General features: G+C 37.7%; 22 protein-coding genes. 1 reads left to right on the top strand and 21 read right to left on the bottom strand.

Features of this window, described 5'->3' with window-relative positions; all coding sequences use genetic code 11:
• Positions 1–8: 8 nt before the first annotated feature.
• From rplR to rpsJ, 18 genes are all read right to left on the bottom strand, one after another.
• Positions 9–377: a 50S ribosomal protein L18 gene (gene rplR, locus ACYQ1N_RS00690; RefSeq protein WP_177956132.1), complete on the bottom strand. Its 369-nt coding sequence runs from the start codon at positions 375–377 to the stop codon at positions 9–11.
• 17 nt (positions 378–394) lie between these two features.
• Positions 395–937, bottom strand: a complete 543-nt coding sequence (gene rplF, locus ACYQ1N_RS00695) for a 50S ribosomal protein L6 (protein ID WP_459831520.1) — start codon at positions 935–937, stop codon at positions 395–397.
• Positions 938–961: 24 nt separating this feature from the next.
• Positions 962–1,357 carry a 30S ribosomal protein S8 gene (gene rpsH, locus ACYQ1N_RS00700; RefSeq protein ID WP_459831522.1) on the bottom strand — a complete coding sequence of 132 codons (396 nt, stop codon included), beginning with the start codon at positions 1,355–1,357 and terminating at the stop codon, positions 962–964.
• Positions 1,358–1,383: 26 nt separating this feature from the next.
• Positions 1,384–1,569, bottom strand: coding sequence for a type Z 30S ribosomal protein S14 (locus ACYQ1N_RS00705; RefSeq protein WP_459831525.1), 186 nt, complete (start codon positions 1,567–1,569; stop codon positions 1,384–1,386).
• Between the two features lie 14 nt (positions 1,570–1,583).
• Entirely contained in the window at positions 1,584–2,123 is a 540-nt protein-coding gene (rplE, locus tag ACYQ1N_RS00710; RefSeq protein ID WP_459831528.1) for a 50S ribosomal protein L5, read from the bottom strand.
• Between the two features lie 21 nt (positions 2,124–2,144).
• Positions 2,145–2,456: a 50S ribosomal protein L24 gene (rplX, locus tag ACYQ1N_RS00715; protein ID WP_459831531.1), complete on the bottom strand. Its 312-nt coding sequence runs from the start codon at positions 2,454–2,456 to the stop codon at positions 2,145–2,147.
• Positions 2,457–2,472: 16 nt separating this feature from the next.
• Positions 2,473–2,841 (bottom strand): 50S ribosomal protein L14, encoded by a 369-nt coding sequence (rplN, locus tag ACYQ1N_RS00720; RefSeq protein ID WP_459831533.1) that lies wholly within the window; start codon positions 2,839–2,841, stop codon positions 2,473–2,475.
• A 30-nt stretch (positions 2,842–2,871) separates the two neighbouring features.
• Positions 2,872–3,129 (bottom strand): 30S ribosomal protein S17, encoded by a 258-nt coding sequence (gene rpsQ, locus ACYQ1N_RS00725; protein WP_459831754.1) that lies wholly within the window; start codon positions 3,127–3,129, stop codon positions 2,872–2,874.
• Between the two features lie 11 nt (positions 3,130–3,140).
• Positions 3,141–3,347, bottom strand: coding sequence for a 50S ribosomal protein L29 (gene rpmC, locus ACYQ1N_RS00730; protein WP_459831536.1), 207 nt, complete (start codon positions 3,345–3,347; stop codon positions 3,141–3,143).
• A complete protein-coding gene (gene rplP, locus ACYQ1N_RS00735) occupies positions 3,337–3,774 on the bottom strand; it encodes a 50S ribosomal protein L16 (protein WP_459831539.1) in 438 nt (145 codons plus the stop codon). Before rplP ends, rpmC begins: the two co-directional genes overlap by 11 nt.
• Positions 3,774–4,445, bottom strand: a complete 672-nt coding sequence (rpsC, locus tag ACYQ1N_RS00740; protein ID WP_459831541.1) for a 30S ribosomal protein S3 — start codon at positions 4,443–4,445, stop codon at positions 3,774–3,776. Before rpsC ends, rplP begins: the two co-directional genes overlap by 1 nt.
• A 16-nt stretch (positions 4,446–4,461) precedes the next feature.
• Positions 4,462–4,848, bottom strand: a complete 387-nt coding sequence (gene rplV, locus ACYQ1N_RS00745; protein ID WP_177956142.1) for a 50S ribosomal protein L22 — start codon at positions 4,846–4,848, stop codon at positions 4,462–4,464.
• 23 nt (positions 4,849–4,871) lie between these two features.
• Positions 4,872–5,147, bottom strand: a complete 276-nt coding sequence (rpsS, locus tag ACYQ1N_RS00750) for a 30S ribosomal protein S19 (protein WP_177956143.1) — start codon at positions 5,145–5,147, stop codon at positions 4,872–4,874.
• Between the two features lie 20 nt (positions 5,148–5,167).
• The gene (gene rplB, locus ACYQ1N_RS00755) at positions 5,168–6,010 is read right to left on the bottom strand and encodes a 50S ribosomal protein L2 (protein ID WP_177956144.1); all 843 of its coding nucleotides are present in this window, start codon (positions 6,008–6,010) and stop codon (positions 5,168–5,170) included.
• Positions 6,011–6,109: 99 nt separating this feature from the next.
• A complete protein-coding gene (gene rplW / locus ACYQ1N_RS00760; protein WP_459831545.1) occupies positions 6,110–6,409 on the bottom strand; it encodes a 50S ribosomal protein L23 in 300 nt (99 codons plus the stop codon).
• Positions 6,409–7,029, bottom strand: a complete 621-nt coding sequence (rplD, locus tag ACYQ1N_RS00765; protein ID WP_177956146.1) for a 50S ribosomal protein L4 — start codon at positions 7,027–7,029, stop codon at positions 6,409–6,411. Before rplD ends, rplW begins: the two co-directional genes overlap by 1 nt.
• A gap of 28 nt (positions 7,030–7,057) precedes the next feature.
• Positions 7,058–7,687: a 50S ribosomal protein L3 gene (gene rplC, locus ACYQ1N_RS00770; RefSeq protein ID WP_177956147.1), complete on the bottom strand. Its 630-nt coding sequence runs from the start codon at positions 7,685–7,687 to the stop codon at positions 7,058–7,060.
• A 175-nt stretch (positions 7,688–7,862) separates the two neighbouring features.
• Positions 7,863–8,177, bottom strand: a complete 315-nt coding sequence (gene rpsJ, locus ACYQ1N_RS00775) for a 30S ribosomal protein S10 (RefSeq protein WP_177956148.1) — start codon at positions 8,175–8,177, stop codon at positions 7,863–7,865.
• A 519-nt stretch (positions 8,178–8,696) separates the two neighbouring features.
• Between rpsJ and ACYQ1N_RS00780 the strand changes: the two genes are divergently transcribed.
• The gene (locus ACYQ1N_RS00780) at positions 8,697–9,626 is read left to right on the top strand and encodes a class I SAM-dependent methyltransferase (protein ID WP_459831548.1); all 930 of its coding nucleotides are present in this window, start codon (positions 8,697–8,699) and stop codon (positions 9,624–9,626) included.
• Positions 9,627–9,822: 196 nt separating this feature from the next.
• Here ACYQ1N_RS00780 and ACYQ1N_RS00785 read toward each other — a convergent pair whose 3' ends face one another.
• The 3 genes from ACYQ1N_RS00785 to ACYQ1N_RS00795 all read right to left on the bottom strand — a co-directional run bounded on the left by ACYQ1N_RS00785 (position 9,823) and on the right by ACYQ1N_RS00795 (position 15,319).
• A complete protein-coding gene (locus tag ACYQ1N_RS00785; RefSeq protein WP_459831550.1) occupies positions 9,823–12,096 on the bottom strand; it encodes a VaFE repeat-containing surface-anchored protein in 2,274 nt (757 codons plus the stop codon).
• Positions 12,097–12,390: 294 nt separating this feature from the next.
• Positions 12,391–13,038: a DUF6382 domain-containing protein gene (locus ACYQ1N_RS00790; protein ID WP_459831553.1), complete on the bottom strand. Its 648-nt coding sequence runs from the start codon at positions 13,036–13,038 to the stop codon at positions 12,391–12,393.
• Complete coding sequence (locus tag ACYQ1N_RS00795) at positions 13,013–15,319, bottom strand: hypothetical protein (protein ID WP_459831556.1); 2,307 nt, start codon at positions 15,317–15,319, stop codon at positions 13,013–13,015. The genes ACYQ1N_RS00790 and ACYQ1N_RS00795 overlap by 26 nt, the downstream gene beginning before the upstream one ends.
• Between the last annotated feature and the right edge of the window lie 40 nt (positions 15,320–15,359).

The following is a 15,359-nucleotide window of genomic DNA, read 5'->3' on the forward strand; positions in this document are numbered from 1 at the left end:
CCTTCCACTTAGAATTTTAGTCCAGCTTCACGAGCTGCGTCTGCGAGAGCTGCAACCTTACCTGTGTAAAGGAAACCACCTCTGTCGAATACAACTGTGTCGATTCCGTTTGCAAGAGCTCTTTGTCCAATAAATGTACCTACTGTCTTAGCAGCCTCTATATCGTTTGTTTTTGAAATGGCAGCCTTAACTTCCTTGTCCATTGTACTTGCAGATACAAGTGTCTTACCGACTGTGTCATCGATAATCTGAGCGTACATATGGTTGTTACTTCTGAATACAGCAAGACGAGGTCTCTCAGCTGTACCGGAATAACGATTACGTTGTCTTAAATGTTTTTTCTTACGAATTTCGCTTTTTGATTTCTTACTAACCATTACCGTCCACTCCTTTCTTATTTCTTACCTGTCTTACCGACCTTGCGTCTGATTACTTCGTCATCATACTTGATACCCTTGCCCTTATATGGTTCAGGAGCTCTCTTAGAACGAATCTCAGCTGCATACTGGCCGACTTTCTGCTTATCAATACCCTTAACGATAAGGATGTTCTGACCCTCAACCTCTACTTCGATGCCTTCAGGATCTTCCATCTCAACCGGGTTTGAATAACCGAGTGAAAGAACAAGTGTAGAACCTTTTTTCTGTGCACGGTAACCAACACCGTTGATTTCAAGTTTCTTCTGATAACCCTCGGAAACGCCGATAACCATGTTGTTGATAAGTGTTCTAGTAAGTCCGTGGAACGATTTCATTTTCTTTAAATCGTTAGGTCTAGAAACGGTAATAACACCTGACTCAACTTTAATTTCCATGCCTTCCGGCATCTGTTTTACTATCGTACCTTTTGGACCTTTTACAGTCACTACATTATTAGCATCTACAGAAGCTTCAACTCCTGCAGGTACAATAACAGGCTTTATTCCTATACGCGACATGCCTTAACCTCCTAATCGATTTAATTACCATACGAACGCAATTACTTCTCCACCTACGTTAAGCTTACGTGCTTCCTTGTCAGTGATTACACCCTGATTAGTAGAGATTATTGCAACACCAAGACCACCTAATACCTTAGGAAGATTATCTTTACCTGCATATACGCGAAGACCAGGCTTAGACACTCTCTTGAGACCTGAGATAACTCTCTCGCTCTTGTTCTTGTTATATTTTAATGTTATACGAATATCTTTAAACTCACCGTTTTCAACGATTTCAAATGAACGGATAAAACCTTCATCTAAAAGAATCTGCGCAATAGAATTCTTCATTCTTGAAGCAGGAATATCAACGGTGTCATGCTTTGCTATATTAGCATTGCGGATTCTTGTAAGCATATCTGCAATTGAATCTGTCATTATATTTCACCCTCCTTATTCCTGAATTACCATGACGCTTTTTTAACACCAGGAATCTGGCCTTTGTATGCTAACTCACGGAAGCAAATTCTACAGATTCCATATTTTCTTAAGTAACCATGTGGTCTACCACAAATCTTGCAGCGAGTATATTCTCTTGTAGAAAACTTCTGCTTTCTAGACTGCTTAACTTTCATAGAAGTTCTAGCCATATCACCCTCCCGAATTACTTCTTAAATGGCATATTGAATAATCTCAATAATTCACGTGCCTCTTCATCTGTCTTAGCTGTTGTAGTAAAGATAATGTCCATACCTCTGACTTTATCTACTTTATCAAATTCAATTTCAGGGAAAATGAGCTGCTCTTTAATACCAAGGGCATAGTTTCCTCTTCCGTCAAATGAATCAGGACTTACACCTCTGAAGTCACGAACTCGTGGTAACGCAAGGTTAACTAATCTGTCGAGGAATTCATACATTCTCTCGCCGCGGAGTGTAACCTTACATCCGATAGGCATTCCTTCTCTTAATTTGAAGTTAGCAATTGATTTCTTAGCTCTTGTAAGAACAGGTTTCTGTCCTGCAATAACTGCAAGCTCTTCTGTTACTTTATCAAGAACCTTAGCATTCTCTCTTGCTTCACCAACACCAATGTTAATAACGATTTTATCAAGCTTTGGAACCATCATTGGATTGGCATATCCGAATTTCTCAGTCATCTGCTTTGAAATTTCGTTGTCATATAATTCTCTTAATCTGCTCACGAGAAACTCTCCTTTCTTAAATTAGTCTATTGTATTACCGGTCTTCTTTGAAAAACGTACTTTTTTACCATCTTCAATTCTGAATCCAACCTTAGTAGGTTCTCCATCAACTACAAGTACTACATTAGAGATGTTAAGAGGAGCTTCGACAGTTATGATTCCGCCTGTTGTATTAGCTGAGCTTGGCTTTGCATGCTTTTTAATAAGATTAATGCCTTCAACTACTACAGAACTTGTCTTAGCCTTAACTTCGAGAACTTTACCCTGCTTACCTTTATCTTTACCGGCGATTACCTTAACGGTATCACCTTTCTTTATCTTTAACGCTGACATGTATAAAGTGCCTCCTTTATAAAACTTCAGGTGCTAAAGAAACGATCTTCATAAACTGACGATTTCTTAATTCTCTAGCAACCGGTCCAAAAATACGTGTTCCTACCGGAGTCTTGTCATCCTGAATAAGCACTGCAGCGTTCTCATCAAATCTGATATAAGAACCGTCCTTACGACGAGTTTCTTTAACTGTACGAACAACTACAGCCTTAACTACGTCACCCTTGCTTACAACGCCGCCTGGTGTTGCTTCTTTAACTGTAGCAATAATAACATCACCAATTCTTGCATATCTCTTGCTTGGTCCGCCCATAACGCGAATGCAAAGGATTTCCTTGGCACCTGTATTGTCGGCAACCTTAAGTCTGGTTTCCTGTTGTACCATTATAATACTCCTTTCAGTATATAAATATAATTACTGCGCCTTTTTGATAATGCTAACCAAACGCCATCTCTTATCTTTTGAAAGAGGTCTTGTTTCCATTACTTTAACAACATCGCCTATTGAGCATACATTTTCCTCATCATGAGCCTTAAGCTTGTATGTTCTCTTAACTGTTTTCTTGTAAAGAGGATGCTGTACGTTATCTTCAACTGCTACAACGATAGTCTTATCCATTTTATCGCTGATAACTCTTCCGGTACGTGTTTTTCTTAAATTTCTTTCCACGATGTATCTCCTCCTTATGCGTTAGCCTTTTTTTCAACGATAACAGTCTGAATTCTTGCAATATTCTTCTTTACTATTGAAATTCTTCCTGTGTTCTCTAACTGATTTGTTGCATTCTGGAATCTGAGATTGAAAAGTTCTTTCTTTGCAGCTACTAATTCCTCAGACAATTCTTCGCTTGTCTTTTTTCTTAAATCTTCTAAATATTCATTAGTTTTCACTGTTATCACCGCCTTCGAAATCTGCACGAGATACTATCTTGCACTTGCAAGGAAGCTTATGCATAGCAAGACGAAGAGCTTCTCTGGCTCTGGCCTCATCTACGCCCTTAATCTCAAACATAACGCGACCAGTTTTTACAACTGCAACCCAATATTCAACATTACCTTTACCTTTACCCATACGAACACCAATAGGCTTACCTGTTACTGGTTTGTCAGGGAAAATCTTAATGTATACTTCACCGCCACGCTTTGTGTAACGAGTCATAGCTACACGGGCAGCCTCAATCTGATTAGCACGAATCCAACATGGTTCCATGGCAACGATACCGAAATCACCATGTGTAAGCTTATTGCCTCTTGAAGCCTTGCCTGCCATAGAGCCGCGGAACTGCTTTCTATGCTTTACTCTCTTAGGTAATAACATTATTGTTCGCTCCCTTCTTTCTTAGTATTAGCCTTTCTTGCCGGTAAAACTTCTCCGTTATAGATCCATACCTTAACGCCTACTTTACCGTAAGTTGTGTCTGCTTCAGCAAAACCGTAATCAATATCGGCACGAAGTGTCTGAAGTGGAATTGTACCTTCTGAGTAGAATTCCGTACGAGCCATATCTGCACCGCCGAGACGACCGGAACAGCTTGTCTTGATACCTTTAGCACCGTTCTTCATTGCTCTGTTCATACAAGATTTCATTGCTCTTCTGAATGAAACACGCTCTTCAAGCTGTTTTGCAATGTTCTCAGCAACTAACTGTGCATCTTTTTCTGCTTTTTTTACTTCTTTTACATCTATGGAAATCTTCTCAGCAGATGAGAGTTTTTCAACCTGTTTCTTAAGAGCATCAATTTCAGCTCCGCCCTTTCCGATTACAACGCCCGGCTTTGAAGCATGAATTGTGATCTTGAGCTTTGTTGAAACTCTTTCTATTTCTATCTTAGATACTCCTGCAGCAAAAGTCTTCTTCTTAAGGAATTTTCTAATATTGTAATCTTCAACGAGAATGTCGCCAAAATTCTTGTTGTCAACATACCACTTTGAATCCCAATCCTTGATAATGCCGACTCTTAAGCCATGAGGATTAACTTTCTGTCCCATTTATATCTCCTTTCGATTATCTTTCGTTGAGTACAACTGTTATGTGACTTGTACGCTTTTCGATTCTGTAAGCTCTACCCTGAGCTCTTGGCTGAATTCTCTTCATTGTAGGGCCTTTGTTTGCGTAACATTCCTCAACATAAAGATTACGAATATCCATTCCGTTGTTATTCTCTGCATTAGCCATAGCGGAACGAATAAGCTTTGCTATTAATGATGATGCATATCTTGGGTTATATGAAACGATTGCAAGTGCTTCTTCCACACCCTTGCCTCTGATTGCATCGAGTACGAAGCAAGCCTTCTGAACCGAAACTCTAGCGTAAGATAACTTAGCGCTTGGTCTCGTATCCATAACAGCATTTCTTTCTCTTTTGATTTGTGATCTATGTCCTTTAGCCATAATGGATAAATGCCTCCTTCCGCTTATCTAGATTTCTTTTCGTTTTTGCCGTGTCCTCTGTAAGTTCTTGTGCTTACAAATTCTCCGAGCTTATGTCCAACCATATCTTCCGTAACATATACAGGCACATGCTTTCTTCCGTCATATACAGCAATTGTATGTCCAACCATTATAGGGAAAATAGTAGAACGACGTGACCATGTTTTAATTACCTGCTTATCACCTGAAGCTTCCATTGCTTCAACCTTCTTTAATAAGCTTTCGTCAGCGAATGGTCCTTTTTTTAATGAACGAGCCATGAAACTACCTTCCTTTCTTATTACTTAAACGCTTTTCCGTCTCTTCTTCTTATAATAAGCTTATTAGACTTATTATTCTTCTTACGTGTCTTAAGTCCTAATGCAGGCTTGCCCCATGGAGTCATTGGACCAGCATGTCCGATAGGTGCCTTACCTTCACCACCACCATGTGGATGGTCGTTAGGGTTCATAACAGAACCACGAACTGTAGGTCTGATACCCATATGTCTCTTTCTACCGGCCTTACCGATATTGATAAGACTATGATCTCCGTTACCAACCTCACCGATTGTTGCGCGACATACAGCAAGAACCATTCTCATTTCGCCTGAAGGAAGTCTGAGTGTTGCATACTTACCTTCCTTAGCCATAAGCTGAGCGCTAAGACCTGCAGATCTAACTAACTGAGCACCTCTACCCGGGTAAAGCTCGATGTTGTGGATCTCTGTACCTACCGGAATGTTCTCAAGTGGTAAGCAGTTACCTACGCTGATTTCAGCTTCAGGTCCGTTCATAACTACCATACCATCTGTAAGTCCCTTGGGAGCGATGATGTATGACTTTGTACCGTCTTCGTAGCAGATTAAAGCGATGTTAGCTGTTCTGTTTGGATCGTATTCAATACCGATAACCTTTGCAGCCATACCGTCTTTATTTCTCTTGAAATCGATAAGTCTGTATTTCTGTCTGTTTCCACCACCACGATGTCTAACAGTGATTTTACCCTGGTTGTTACGACCAGCATGCTTCTTCTGAGAAGTTAAAAGTGACTTTTCCGGCTTCTTCTTTGTGATTTCTGAGAAATCTGAGCCTGTCATGTGTCTTCTTGAAGGTGTATATGGTGTATACTTCTTAATTCCCATGAGGAACTCCTTTCAAATTAAACGTACAATATTGTTATCTGTGCGTCTTGTATTTTATTTGGTAAATAATCAAACGATCTTATTATTTACCGGTTTTAATTAAAGGTTTTCGAATAACTCGATATCCTTGCTGTCTGCTGTAAGCTTAACGATTGCTTTCTTTCTGTTAGGTGTAACACCGAACTTGTAGCCTCTTCTCTTCTTCTTACCATCAAGGTTAAGAGTGTTTACGCTTGCAACCTTAACGCCGTCGAACATTTTCTCAACAGCTTCTTTGATCATTGACTTATTAGCATCTGTATGAACATAGAATGTGTATGTCTTCTGAGCCATTGCATTCATTGACTGCTCTGTGATTACAGGCTTAATAATTACATCATAATACTGAACATTAGCCATTATGCATACACCTCCTGAATCTTCTTTAAAGCTTCTGTTGTAGCGATAACCTTATCGTACTTAAGAACCTCATATGCATTAATAGAATCTGTTGTGATAACCTTTACATTCTTAAGATTTCTACTTGAAAGAATTACATTCTCATTGCTCTTCTCAAGGATAACTAATGCTGAATCAGCCTTTAAGTTAGCCATTGTCTTAACAACGCTCTTTGTCTTGATTTCTGGTAATTCAAATGAATCAAGAGCGATAAGATTGTTGTTCTGTACTTTATCTGTAAGAACTGAGAAAAGAGCTGCTCTCTTCTCCTTCTTATTCATCTTCTTGCTATAATCTCTTGGCTTTGGAGCGAATACGATTCCGCCGCCCTTCCACTGTGGTGCTCTGATAGATCCCTGTCTAGCATTACCTGTTCCTTTCTGCTTCCATGGCTTTTTACCGCCGCCGGAAACTTCTGAACGAGTAAGTGCACTCTGAGTACCCTGACGCTGCGCTGCTAAGTAATTAACAACATACATGTGTACAAGGTTCTCTTTGATATCAGCACCGAAAACGATGTCGCTGAGTTCGATTGAACCAACTTCATTTCCTTCTATATTAAATACAGATATATTTGCCATCGTGTAATAGCCTCCTTTCTATTGGTAATTAACCCTTAACTGACTCTTTAATTGTAACTAATGCCTTCTTTGGTCCCGGAACAGCACCCTTTACAAGGATAAGTCCGTTTTCAGCATCAACTCTTACAATTTCAAGATTCTGGATTGTCTTCTTCTCAGCGCCCATATGTCCAGGCATCTTCTTTCCCTTTGGAACTCTGCCCGGATAAGCCGCCATGGCATTAGCACCGGCATGTCTGTGGAACTTAGAACCGTGGCCCATAGGTCCTCTTGACTGACCATGTCTCTTAATAGCGCCCTGGTAACCTTTACCCTTAGAAGTAGCTGTTACGTCAATCTTGTCACCAGCCTCGAAGATCTCAACAGTGATTTCATCTCTTACTGAGTACTCTTCAGCGTTCTCAAGCTTGAACTCTCTAATATATCTCTTATAAGGTATCTCTGCTTTGTCAAAATGTCCCTTTACAGGTTTTGTAACGAGTTTCTCTCTGATATCTTCGTAACCAACCTGGATTGCACTGTAACCGTCGTTCTCAACCGTTTTTACTTGTGTTACAACACAAGGTCCTGCCTGAAGAACAGTTACCGGGATTAATGTGCCATCTGCATCGAAAATCTGTGTCATTCCGACTTTAGTAGCTAAAATCGCTTTCTTCATGATATTCCTCCAAAAATGTTTTATATCTAAAGCTCTAACAGCGGAAAAAAACACAGACAAACTACTCTGTTGGTTTTTTTCTTAATAGAGTTCATTAGACCTTAATAAGCCCCGAGAGAAAACTCCCGTATGCCGGAACAATGTTCCGACGTCAGTCAGGTATCTGACCGTCAAATCAATTCATTATCTTTAAGTTGATATCAACACCAACTGACATCTCTAATCTTGTAAGAGAATCAATTGTCTTCTGTGAAGGTCTGATAACATCGATAAGTCTCTTGTGTGTTCTCTGCTCGAACTGCTCTCTAGAGTCTTTGTACTTATGTACAGCTCTAAGGATAGTTACAACTTCCTTCTTAGTTGGAAGTGGAACCGGTCCGCTTACCTCTGCTCCTGTCTTCTTTGCTGTCTCAACTATCTTCTTAGCCGCTGCATCAAGAAGCTGATGATCATAAGCCTTTAAGATAATTCTGATTTTCTGATTTGCCATAAAAAAAGTCGCCTCCTATTCGCACTTTTACATTAGAAACTAAGTACGACAAGCGGTGACTGTACACATTGCCACGTGTTTCATAGTAGACTTTCAACAAAAGCCTTAAACACGGGTTCATCCTAATTGATAGATACCTGGTACAGTGACTTGTCGTCAGATTCATCGACATTCGCTCCCTACAAAAACCCGATAAGCATGCGTACCTGCATTACTGACGGCAACCTTGTAGTTCATCGCTATCAATGTCACAACTCGTTTAGTATACAATAGTTAAAAAAAGTCTGCAATGTTTTTTTTAACATACACAGATTTTTACCGATCTGTTATTCTTGTATAAATGATGTTTATAATTATATAATTACACTCGGTATTTAAATAGATAGGTGTTTATATGGATCGGTGTTTATATAACAAGGTTATCGTCGTATTATATATTTAACCGCTATATTATAGAAGAAATTATTTTTTACAAAGTTAAATGTTTGTTAACTTATTATTCATTTTACGGAGATTGTTATGTTTATTGCAAATCGTTGGAAAGATTATGAAGTAATTGATACTTCAAATGGAGAAAAGCTTGAATTTTGGGGCAGTTATAAACTTGTCCGTCCGGATCCTCAGGTAATATGGAATACAAAAAGAGACAAAGTATGGAAAAATATAAATGCCCACTACCACAGAAGCGAAAGAGGCGGCGGTAACTGGGAGTTCTTTGATCTTCCGGATGTATGGCAAATCAAATACAGCCTGCCGATCATTTCAAATCCTCTTGTTTTTAATTTAAAACCTTTCAGTTTTAAACATACCGGAGTATTCCCGGAGCAGGCTGCTAACTGGGATTGGATGTCAAACCTTATAAAGAATTCCGGAAGGAAAATAAAAGTTCTTAATCTTTTTGCATATACCGGCGGCGCAACTATAAGCTGCGCAGCCGCAGGCGCTTCCGTAACTCATGTGGACGCATCAAAGGGAATGGTTACATGGGCGAAGGAAAATGCCGCATCCAGTATGCTGGCAGATGCTCCCATACGTTGGATAGTTGACGATTGTGTAAAATTTGTCGAACGTGAAATCAGAAGAGGTAATGTTTACGATGCCGTTATTATGGATCCCCCTTCATACGGCCGTGGTCCAAAAGGTGAAATATGGAAAATAGAAGAAAAAATATTTGAACTTATAGAATTATGTTCCAAGGTATTATCAGACAATCCTCTTTTTTTCCTTATTAATTCATATACAACCGGTCTTCAATCTTCGGTAATGTCATATATGCTCAGCACCGCTCTTTCTCATAAAACAGGTAATCCGATAAAGACCTGCAGTGAATATCCGTATATTTATGAAACCGGTAATTGGAAAATCAGCGCTGACGAAATAGGTCTGCCCGTAACAAAGACAAACCAATTTCTGCCTTGCGGCGCAAGCTGTCGCGGTGAATTCATGTAAGTTTGGCAATAAATAAAAACCTTCACTATTTGAAAGATTATATTCGATTGATTTTTGCTTTGCCAATCAGTTATATAATACTTTCATAATATGAAGGTTCTTTTTTTATTTGCGCCGATTATTGTCTGTGCGATTTTTATTTACGCAGCTTAATATTAATAATTTTTGTGCATTTTAACATTTGTATTTGTGCCGTTTAACGTGCCGACAGTTTTTTTATTATAACGGCTATCGAAACACCTGCAATACCGATTATGGCAGTAATATGCCAAAGTCTGAGTGTATAACCGGAGTATTCACCTGTGTTTACGACTTTTTCAGCTATGTCACTTTTATTATCAACAACTCTCAAAGTCTGATCTGCATTGTTAATATCGACATGCTCTGCCAATATAACGCCTTTTTCATCTGAAAGTTCCTGGAATATTACTATTTCGCTGTCGGCTAAACCTTGTGTATTTGCATTGAATTCAACGGAAACCACTCCTTTTTCATCTGCAATAAACTTCTCGTTTGCCCCAACGTCAAGCATTTCTCCCGTATTTTTATTTATTATGCTTCCTCTCAGCGAATATTCCTTTCCCGTTTTTAAATTAGAATAAAATACCTTATCAACTATTGTAACGTTTTCACTTTGTATTACCGTTTTATCACCGTTTTCACTGCCGGCTTTTGTGGAAATATCAGGGAAATATACGGTCTGATTTTCATCGTTTAAATCCCTATGGGCGGCAATTAACTTTCCGTTAGAATACAGATTTTCAAAAATGACAATTTCTTTACCCGCAAGCTCTTTTGAATCAATGTTATATAACATTTTTATGCTCCCGTCACCGCTGTCTGCCGTAAACGTCTTCTCGGCCGATGCCCCCTCAATTTTTAATTTTTCTCCGGTGCTCTTATCAAGTATTTCTCCAACAACAGTATATTCCGTTCCCACGGTAAGATTTGTATACGAGATTTCATCAATAAGTGAAGTCTTACCGACAACACCTGTGTTATTCCCCGTATTTGCATCATATGCAATTGTTCTGATATCAATACTTTTGTCCGTTACCGTTCCAAGGTCCAAAACAGTCCCGTCTTCACTGATTTTAAATTCAGTGTTCTCAAGAGCATATCCGACATTGTTCTCACACCTTAATTCTTCCAATTTATATGTTCCGTACGGAAATGAACCTGCAGAAGAATCATATGCATATTCACCGTTAACACCGGCTGAAAACCAGGTTGAATAATTATAATCATAGTCATTTTCCGAAATATGGTCTTTATTCAATAAAAAATCGTTGCCGTTAACAGATTCTCCTTTATTCTTCATTGAGTCAAAAACACCGTTTTCTGTTACTATAACATGAGATTCACCGGTTTCATTATTTGTAATTATAAACGGAACATTTAGTTTTTGACCGTCATCCCCTGTTTTTTGGAACTTTATATCACCTCTTACGGGTTTATTTGCGATTTCGGCAGTTACTGTTTCTCCCTTTGTTTTTATATTTACAAATATACCTGTATTATTTTTTACATATCCCACTCCGGGTTTTATTTCCGATATTTCATATGAGCCGTACGGAATGTCAGATATTAAGGCTGTATATCTATCGTTTTTCAATGTTGTTTTCACATTGGTCAAAACTTCTCCGTTCTTTATTGCTTTACCCCGGTATGAAACATCTTTCCCGCTTCTGTTTATTATTTTGAATTCCGCACAAAGACCGTCCCGACTCATCCATCCGGTTTTTCCGAGAATCGAATCGTACTTGATAATCTCTATATTCCCGACAGGATTATAACTATAGTAAAATGCACCGACCGATTGGTTAGATGAAAATCTCGGTATACCGACGGCTCCGCTTGCATCTATGTCCTTTATTATCGGTTTAAGTTCCCCCGAGTTGTATGCACGGTACACTTTATCCAGCACCGCATTTACTGTTTGAGAATCATGTTCGCTTACTTTAACGGCCTTTTCTCCGCCCTTTAAAAAGTATTCCGTAATTGTCCATATTATGCACTGTTTACCCTGTTCCATCTGTTTAGGCGTAAGATTTCCCGCAATTTTTTCAAAATAGTATAAACCGGCCGAAACAGATTTAATGGTATTACTATCCATTATTTCCGACATGTTCTTTACCGTATTGGTTCCTGAAACAAATGGGTTCCTCATTTGAATACAGTACAGCGGTTCACTTCCGTTCTCCGCTCTGAAATAGTGATTTCCGTCACCCTGTCCCAGATATTCGGTATAATTCCCCTCGGAATCTCTTCTCCATGTTGAAGCGCTCCAGTTTTCCCCGTTTATCTTTTGAATATTTACATCTCTCCCTATACTGTCTTTTAAACAGCCGTCAGCCTGTACCTGAACCGCAGATGAAATAAGCCCGAACATGCAGCAAATAAGCGACAATATAAGTAAAAATATTATTACAATACTTTTAGAAGTCAATCGTCCGCATTTTCTTACCATGTGTCTCCTCTCTTAAAACAGATTATTAAAACTTTGAATATATTGTTTTGGAAATTTTGAAAATTAAAAAATATTTGATGTATATAAAAATTTTGTCGATTAAAAAATTTGTTGATTAAAAATAAGATTTGATTTTGAAATAAAAATTTTAGATTCGATTTTGAGTACCGTTAATTTAATTTCGGTTAATAAATTCAGATTTTGACTTGATCAGCCGTTTTTCATAACAACATTCAGATATGTTATTTAAATTAAAATATTTAATTCGTAAATATCATTCCGTTACATTAGATTTTATTTTGTAAAAAACTGTTTTTTATTCTTTCTCATGAATACTGTCAGGTCATCATCTCTCTTTCCCAAAAATGTTGTTTTGTCTTCATATTTACTTTTTATATCTTTATCGGGTTCTTTCTCCATAAAAGCATCTTTTTTCCCAAGAGAACCACTTCGCTTATTATTCATCGACTTATAAGATAATCCGGCAGACGATTTGATATTTTTCTTAACTAAAAATCTGTTGATGATATTAAACAGAAAAGAAGACAAACCGGATGAATTATCAAACAACTTATTTTTTGCATATGGTTGATAAATATAATAAATTTTATTTTCTCCCGCTGAATAAAAAACGGCTTTCGGATTAAATACAATGTTACAAACGGGCAACTCGTATTTTCTAAGCATCCTTGTAATCTGAATAACAGATGAAATCAGCAACTCCGATATTTCTCCGTTATCTTTTTTTAATAAGTTATGCAATGTTTCCGACTCCGGAGCAGAATATATAAGTCTGTGTCTTTCCATATCAACGGGACATATATTGGAAATAAGTCTTTTATTTAATATATTCATTATGTTCATATCCAATTTTCTGAAAAATGCTTTTTTTATGCTTATAAATGTCATTCCGTTTTTATTTCTTATTCTTAAACCGTACATGCTTCTTCCTTTTAAGCGCTAAAATACATATTGTAACAGTTAACAGCGATGACAAAACTAATATAGATATAACAACGGTAATGTTGACTAACCGTTTATTTTCACTTATATCCTTTATGTTGTCTAACGCAGGAGTCAAATATTCTCTTTTGTAGGTTTCTCCTACAGTCGGTTTTCTCACTGACAGTCCTCTATAGATAACATCCTTCATATTTCCGGCCATATCATATGATTTTATATATACGGAATGTTCACGGCCGTCAGGCTTAAAGGCAATATTAAGTATATTATCATCCGTCCCGGAACCTGACCCCGTAATTTCTCCAAAGTCTTTTATTTCCGAAATATTATTAACATATACCGGCTCCCCGTCGTCAACTCTGTATTCAAAATTTTTAACCGCAATATTATCATTTATAACAAATAAATATTCAACATCATTATTACTCTCATGTTTATTATCCGACAATTTAGTAATTTCAGGTTTGTTCCTATCAACGCAAAATCTGAATATTTTACAAATATCATTTGAATCGGAACTGTTATTGTTGCCGGCTTTATCAATCGTATTAATCATAATTGAATATGTACCGTTACCTTTAAAATTATTATTGAATATTCTGTATGAATATTTCTTCAGAATATTTTGCGATTCTTCCGTTACATTATATTCAACACCTCTTTTAAGCTCCTTTACTATTCCGTTATGGTACAATAAAACCTGCCTGTATTCATCTCCCATGGAATCTATGTTTAATTCCGTTATATTGATATCAGGAGGTTTATTGGTGAAAGTATCCGATAAATTAATAATATTTTCATCCGGAATAAAAACAGATCCATGCTTATTAACCGTAAACGGTAAAATAATTTTTCGTCCGTTCCCTGCATTATCAACGGCTTCCACACTCAATACATAGTTATCATCCCGTAATTCCGACATGTTAATTATACAGTTTATGCTGCTTTTTCTTATCATTTCGCTAAGCTGCGGCATGACTTTAAAAATGTTGTATTCTTCCTGCTTCTCATTAATCGAAATATTTTCCGAAATATCCGTATCGCCGTGCTTTTCCCCTTTTAATGATATATGTATGTTCTCAGGCGATATATTCCCGTCATGTACGGTTATTTGAGGAAAAATATTTTTATTGGTTGATATACCTTTTTCCAAATACTTATATTCTATAACAGGTTCATCGCGATCTACGGATAACAGGACATTTTCCCGATTTATATACCCCGCCCTGTCTCTGATATAAACTTCCGCCAGGTAGTCACCGCTTCCGAGTCCCGCTTTTACTTCTTCTTCAAAGTTTTTCGGAAAATTATTTAACTCCGTCGTTTCCCTTTTAAGATTTTCCTCATACGAAATCTTTCCGGTTAAGATGTCTCTTACCGTTATTCCGCATTCTTCTATTCCGGAAATCCGTGCTCCGGCTGTAATTCCGCAAATTATATCACCGTTAAATAAAGGGATATTATTCTTTGAAAGCTTATTGCTTTTGACATCTATTTCTATATAATTGTTTTCCGCCGCTTCGGAAGATTCAACAATAAAACTACCCGTTATAAATTCTTTTGACTTATAAATATCATCCCAAACGGTAAAAAATATGATATTGCCCGAATATCCGTCTTTTATCTTGATACTTGCTTTATATTTGTAAATTTCCCTCGAATCTTCCGTAAAATCTCCTTCCGAATTATCACTTGATCCGTTCCCTGAATTTGGTATCTTCCCTGTTTCACCCGCCTCCTTTGCATATCTTTCTTTTTCATATTCATTTGTTAATTCTTTTATATTATCTTTATCTTCTTGTATCTCCTTTTCTTTTTCATCCTCTTTCTTGTCCTCATCGCTTTGTACAGGCTCCCATAATTCCGCCGGTATGCTTTCTTCCGTTGATATGCCCCTTATTTCATCATACAATCTGTAATACAATATATCTGTTGACTTGTCGGCACGGAATTCTATATCTACGGTTATCCCCTTATCCCTGAATATAGTTATTTCTTCATCACCTTTGTTAAGCAGATTGTCATGTCCCGAGGAGCAATTTATCAGTTCAAATACTCTCTGTTTTTCTTTTTCCTTTGTTTCGTAGTTTTCACTTGTTCCGTTCTCCCCGTTTTCATTCCCCCTTTCCATATCGTCGCCGCTGCTGCCGTTGTTATTCTCATCATCATTATCGTTTTTTAGTATTTCCCCGCTGCCTCTCCCTTCCGAATCATTGTTTTCGGCATTAATGCTTATGCCTGTCAGTGCGCTTATTCCCAAGACTGCCGTTATTACGACAATACATATAAAAATACCGCAA

Source organism: Howardella ureilytica (assembly GCF_054657495.1).

Bases quoted from the DNA above. Each gene is read 5' to 3' on its own strand.
- ACYQ1N_RS00790 (WP_459831553.1), bottom strand. From the start codon at position 13,038: ATGTACGGTTTAAGAATAAGAAATAAAAACGGAATGACATTTATAAGC.
- ACYQ1N_RS00785 (WP_459831550.1), bottom strand. From the start codon at position 12,096: ATGGTAAGAAAATGCGGACGATTGACTTCTAAAAGTATTGTAATAATA.
- rpsH (WP_459831522.1), bottom strand. From the start codon at position 1,357: ATGACAGATTCAATTGCAGATATGCTTACAAGAATCCGCAATGCTAAT.
- rplB (WP_177956144.1), bottom strand. From the start codon at position 6,010: ATGGGAATTAAGAAGTATACACCATATACACCTTCAAGAAGACACATG.
- rplP (WP_459831539.1), bottom strand. From the start codon at position 3,774: ATGTTATTACCTAAGAGAGTAAAGCATAGAAAGCAGTTCCGCGGCTCT.
- rpsJ (WP_177956148.1), bottom strand. From the start codon at position 8,177: ATGGCAAATCAGAAAATCAGAATTATCTTAAAGGCTTATGATCATCAG.
- ACYQ1N_RS00705 (WP_459831525.1), bottom strand. From the start codon at position 1,569: ATGGCTAGAACTTCTATGAAAGTTAAGCAGTCTAGAAAGCAGAAGTTT.
- rplF (WP_459831520.1), bottom strand. From the start codon at position 937: ATGTCGCGTATAGGAATAAAGCCTGTTATTGTACCTGCAGGAGTTGAA.
- rpsC (WP_459831541.1), bottom strand. From the start codon at position 4,445: ATGGGACAGAAAGTTAATCCTCATGGCTTAAGAGTCGGCATTATCAAG.
- rplD (WP_177956146.1), bottom strand. From the start codon at position 7,029: ATGGCAAATATATCTGTATTTAATATAGAAGGAAATGAAGTTGGTTCA.
- rplR (WP_177956132.1), bottom strand. From the start codon at position 377: ATGGTTAGTAAGAAATCAAAAAGCGAAATTCGTAAGAAAAAACATTTA.
- rplN (WP_459831533.1), bottom strand. From the start codon at position 2,841: ATGGTACAACAGGAAACCAGACTTAAGGTTGCCGACAATACAGGTGCC.
- rpsS (WP_177956143.1), bottom strand. From the start codon at position 5,147: ATGGCTCGTTCATTAAAAAAAGGACCATTCGCTGACGAAAGCTTATTA.
- rplC (WP_177956147.1), bottom strand. From the start codon at position 7,687: ATGAAGAAAGCGATTTTAGCTACTAAAGTCGGAATGACACAGATTTTC.
- rplV (WP_177956142.1), bottom strand. From the start codon at position 4,848: ATGGCTAAAGGACATAGATCACAAATCAAAAGAGAAAGAAATGCTGTT.
- rplW (WP_459831545.1), bottom strand. From the start codon at position 6,409: ATGGCTAATGTTCAGTATTATGATGTAATTATTAAGCCTGTAATCACA.
- ACYQ1N_RS00780 (WP_459831548.1), top strand. From the start codon at position 8,697: ATGTTTATTGCAAATCGTTGGAAAGATTATGAAGTAATTGATACTTCA.
- rplX (WP_459831531.1), bottom strand. From the start codon at position 2,456: ATGTCAGCGTTAAAGATAAAGAAAGGTGATACCGTTAAGGTAATCGCC.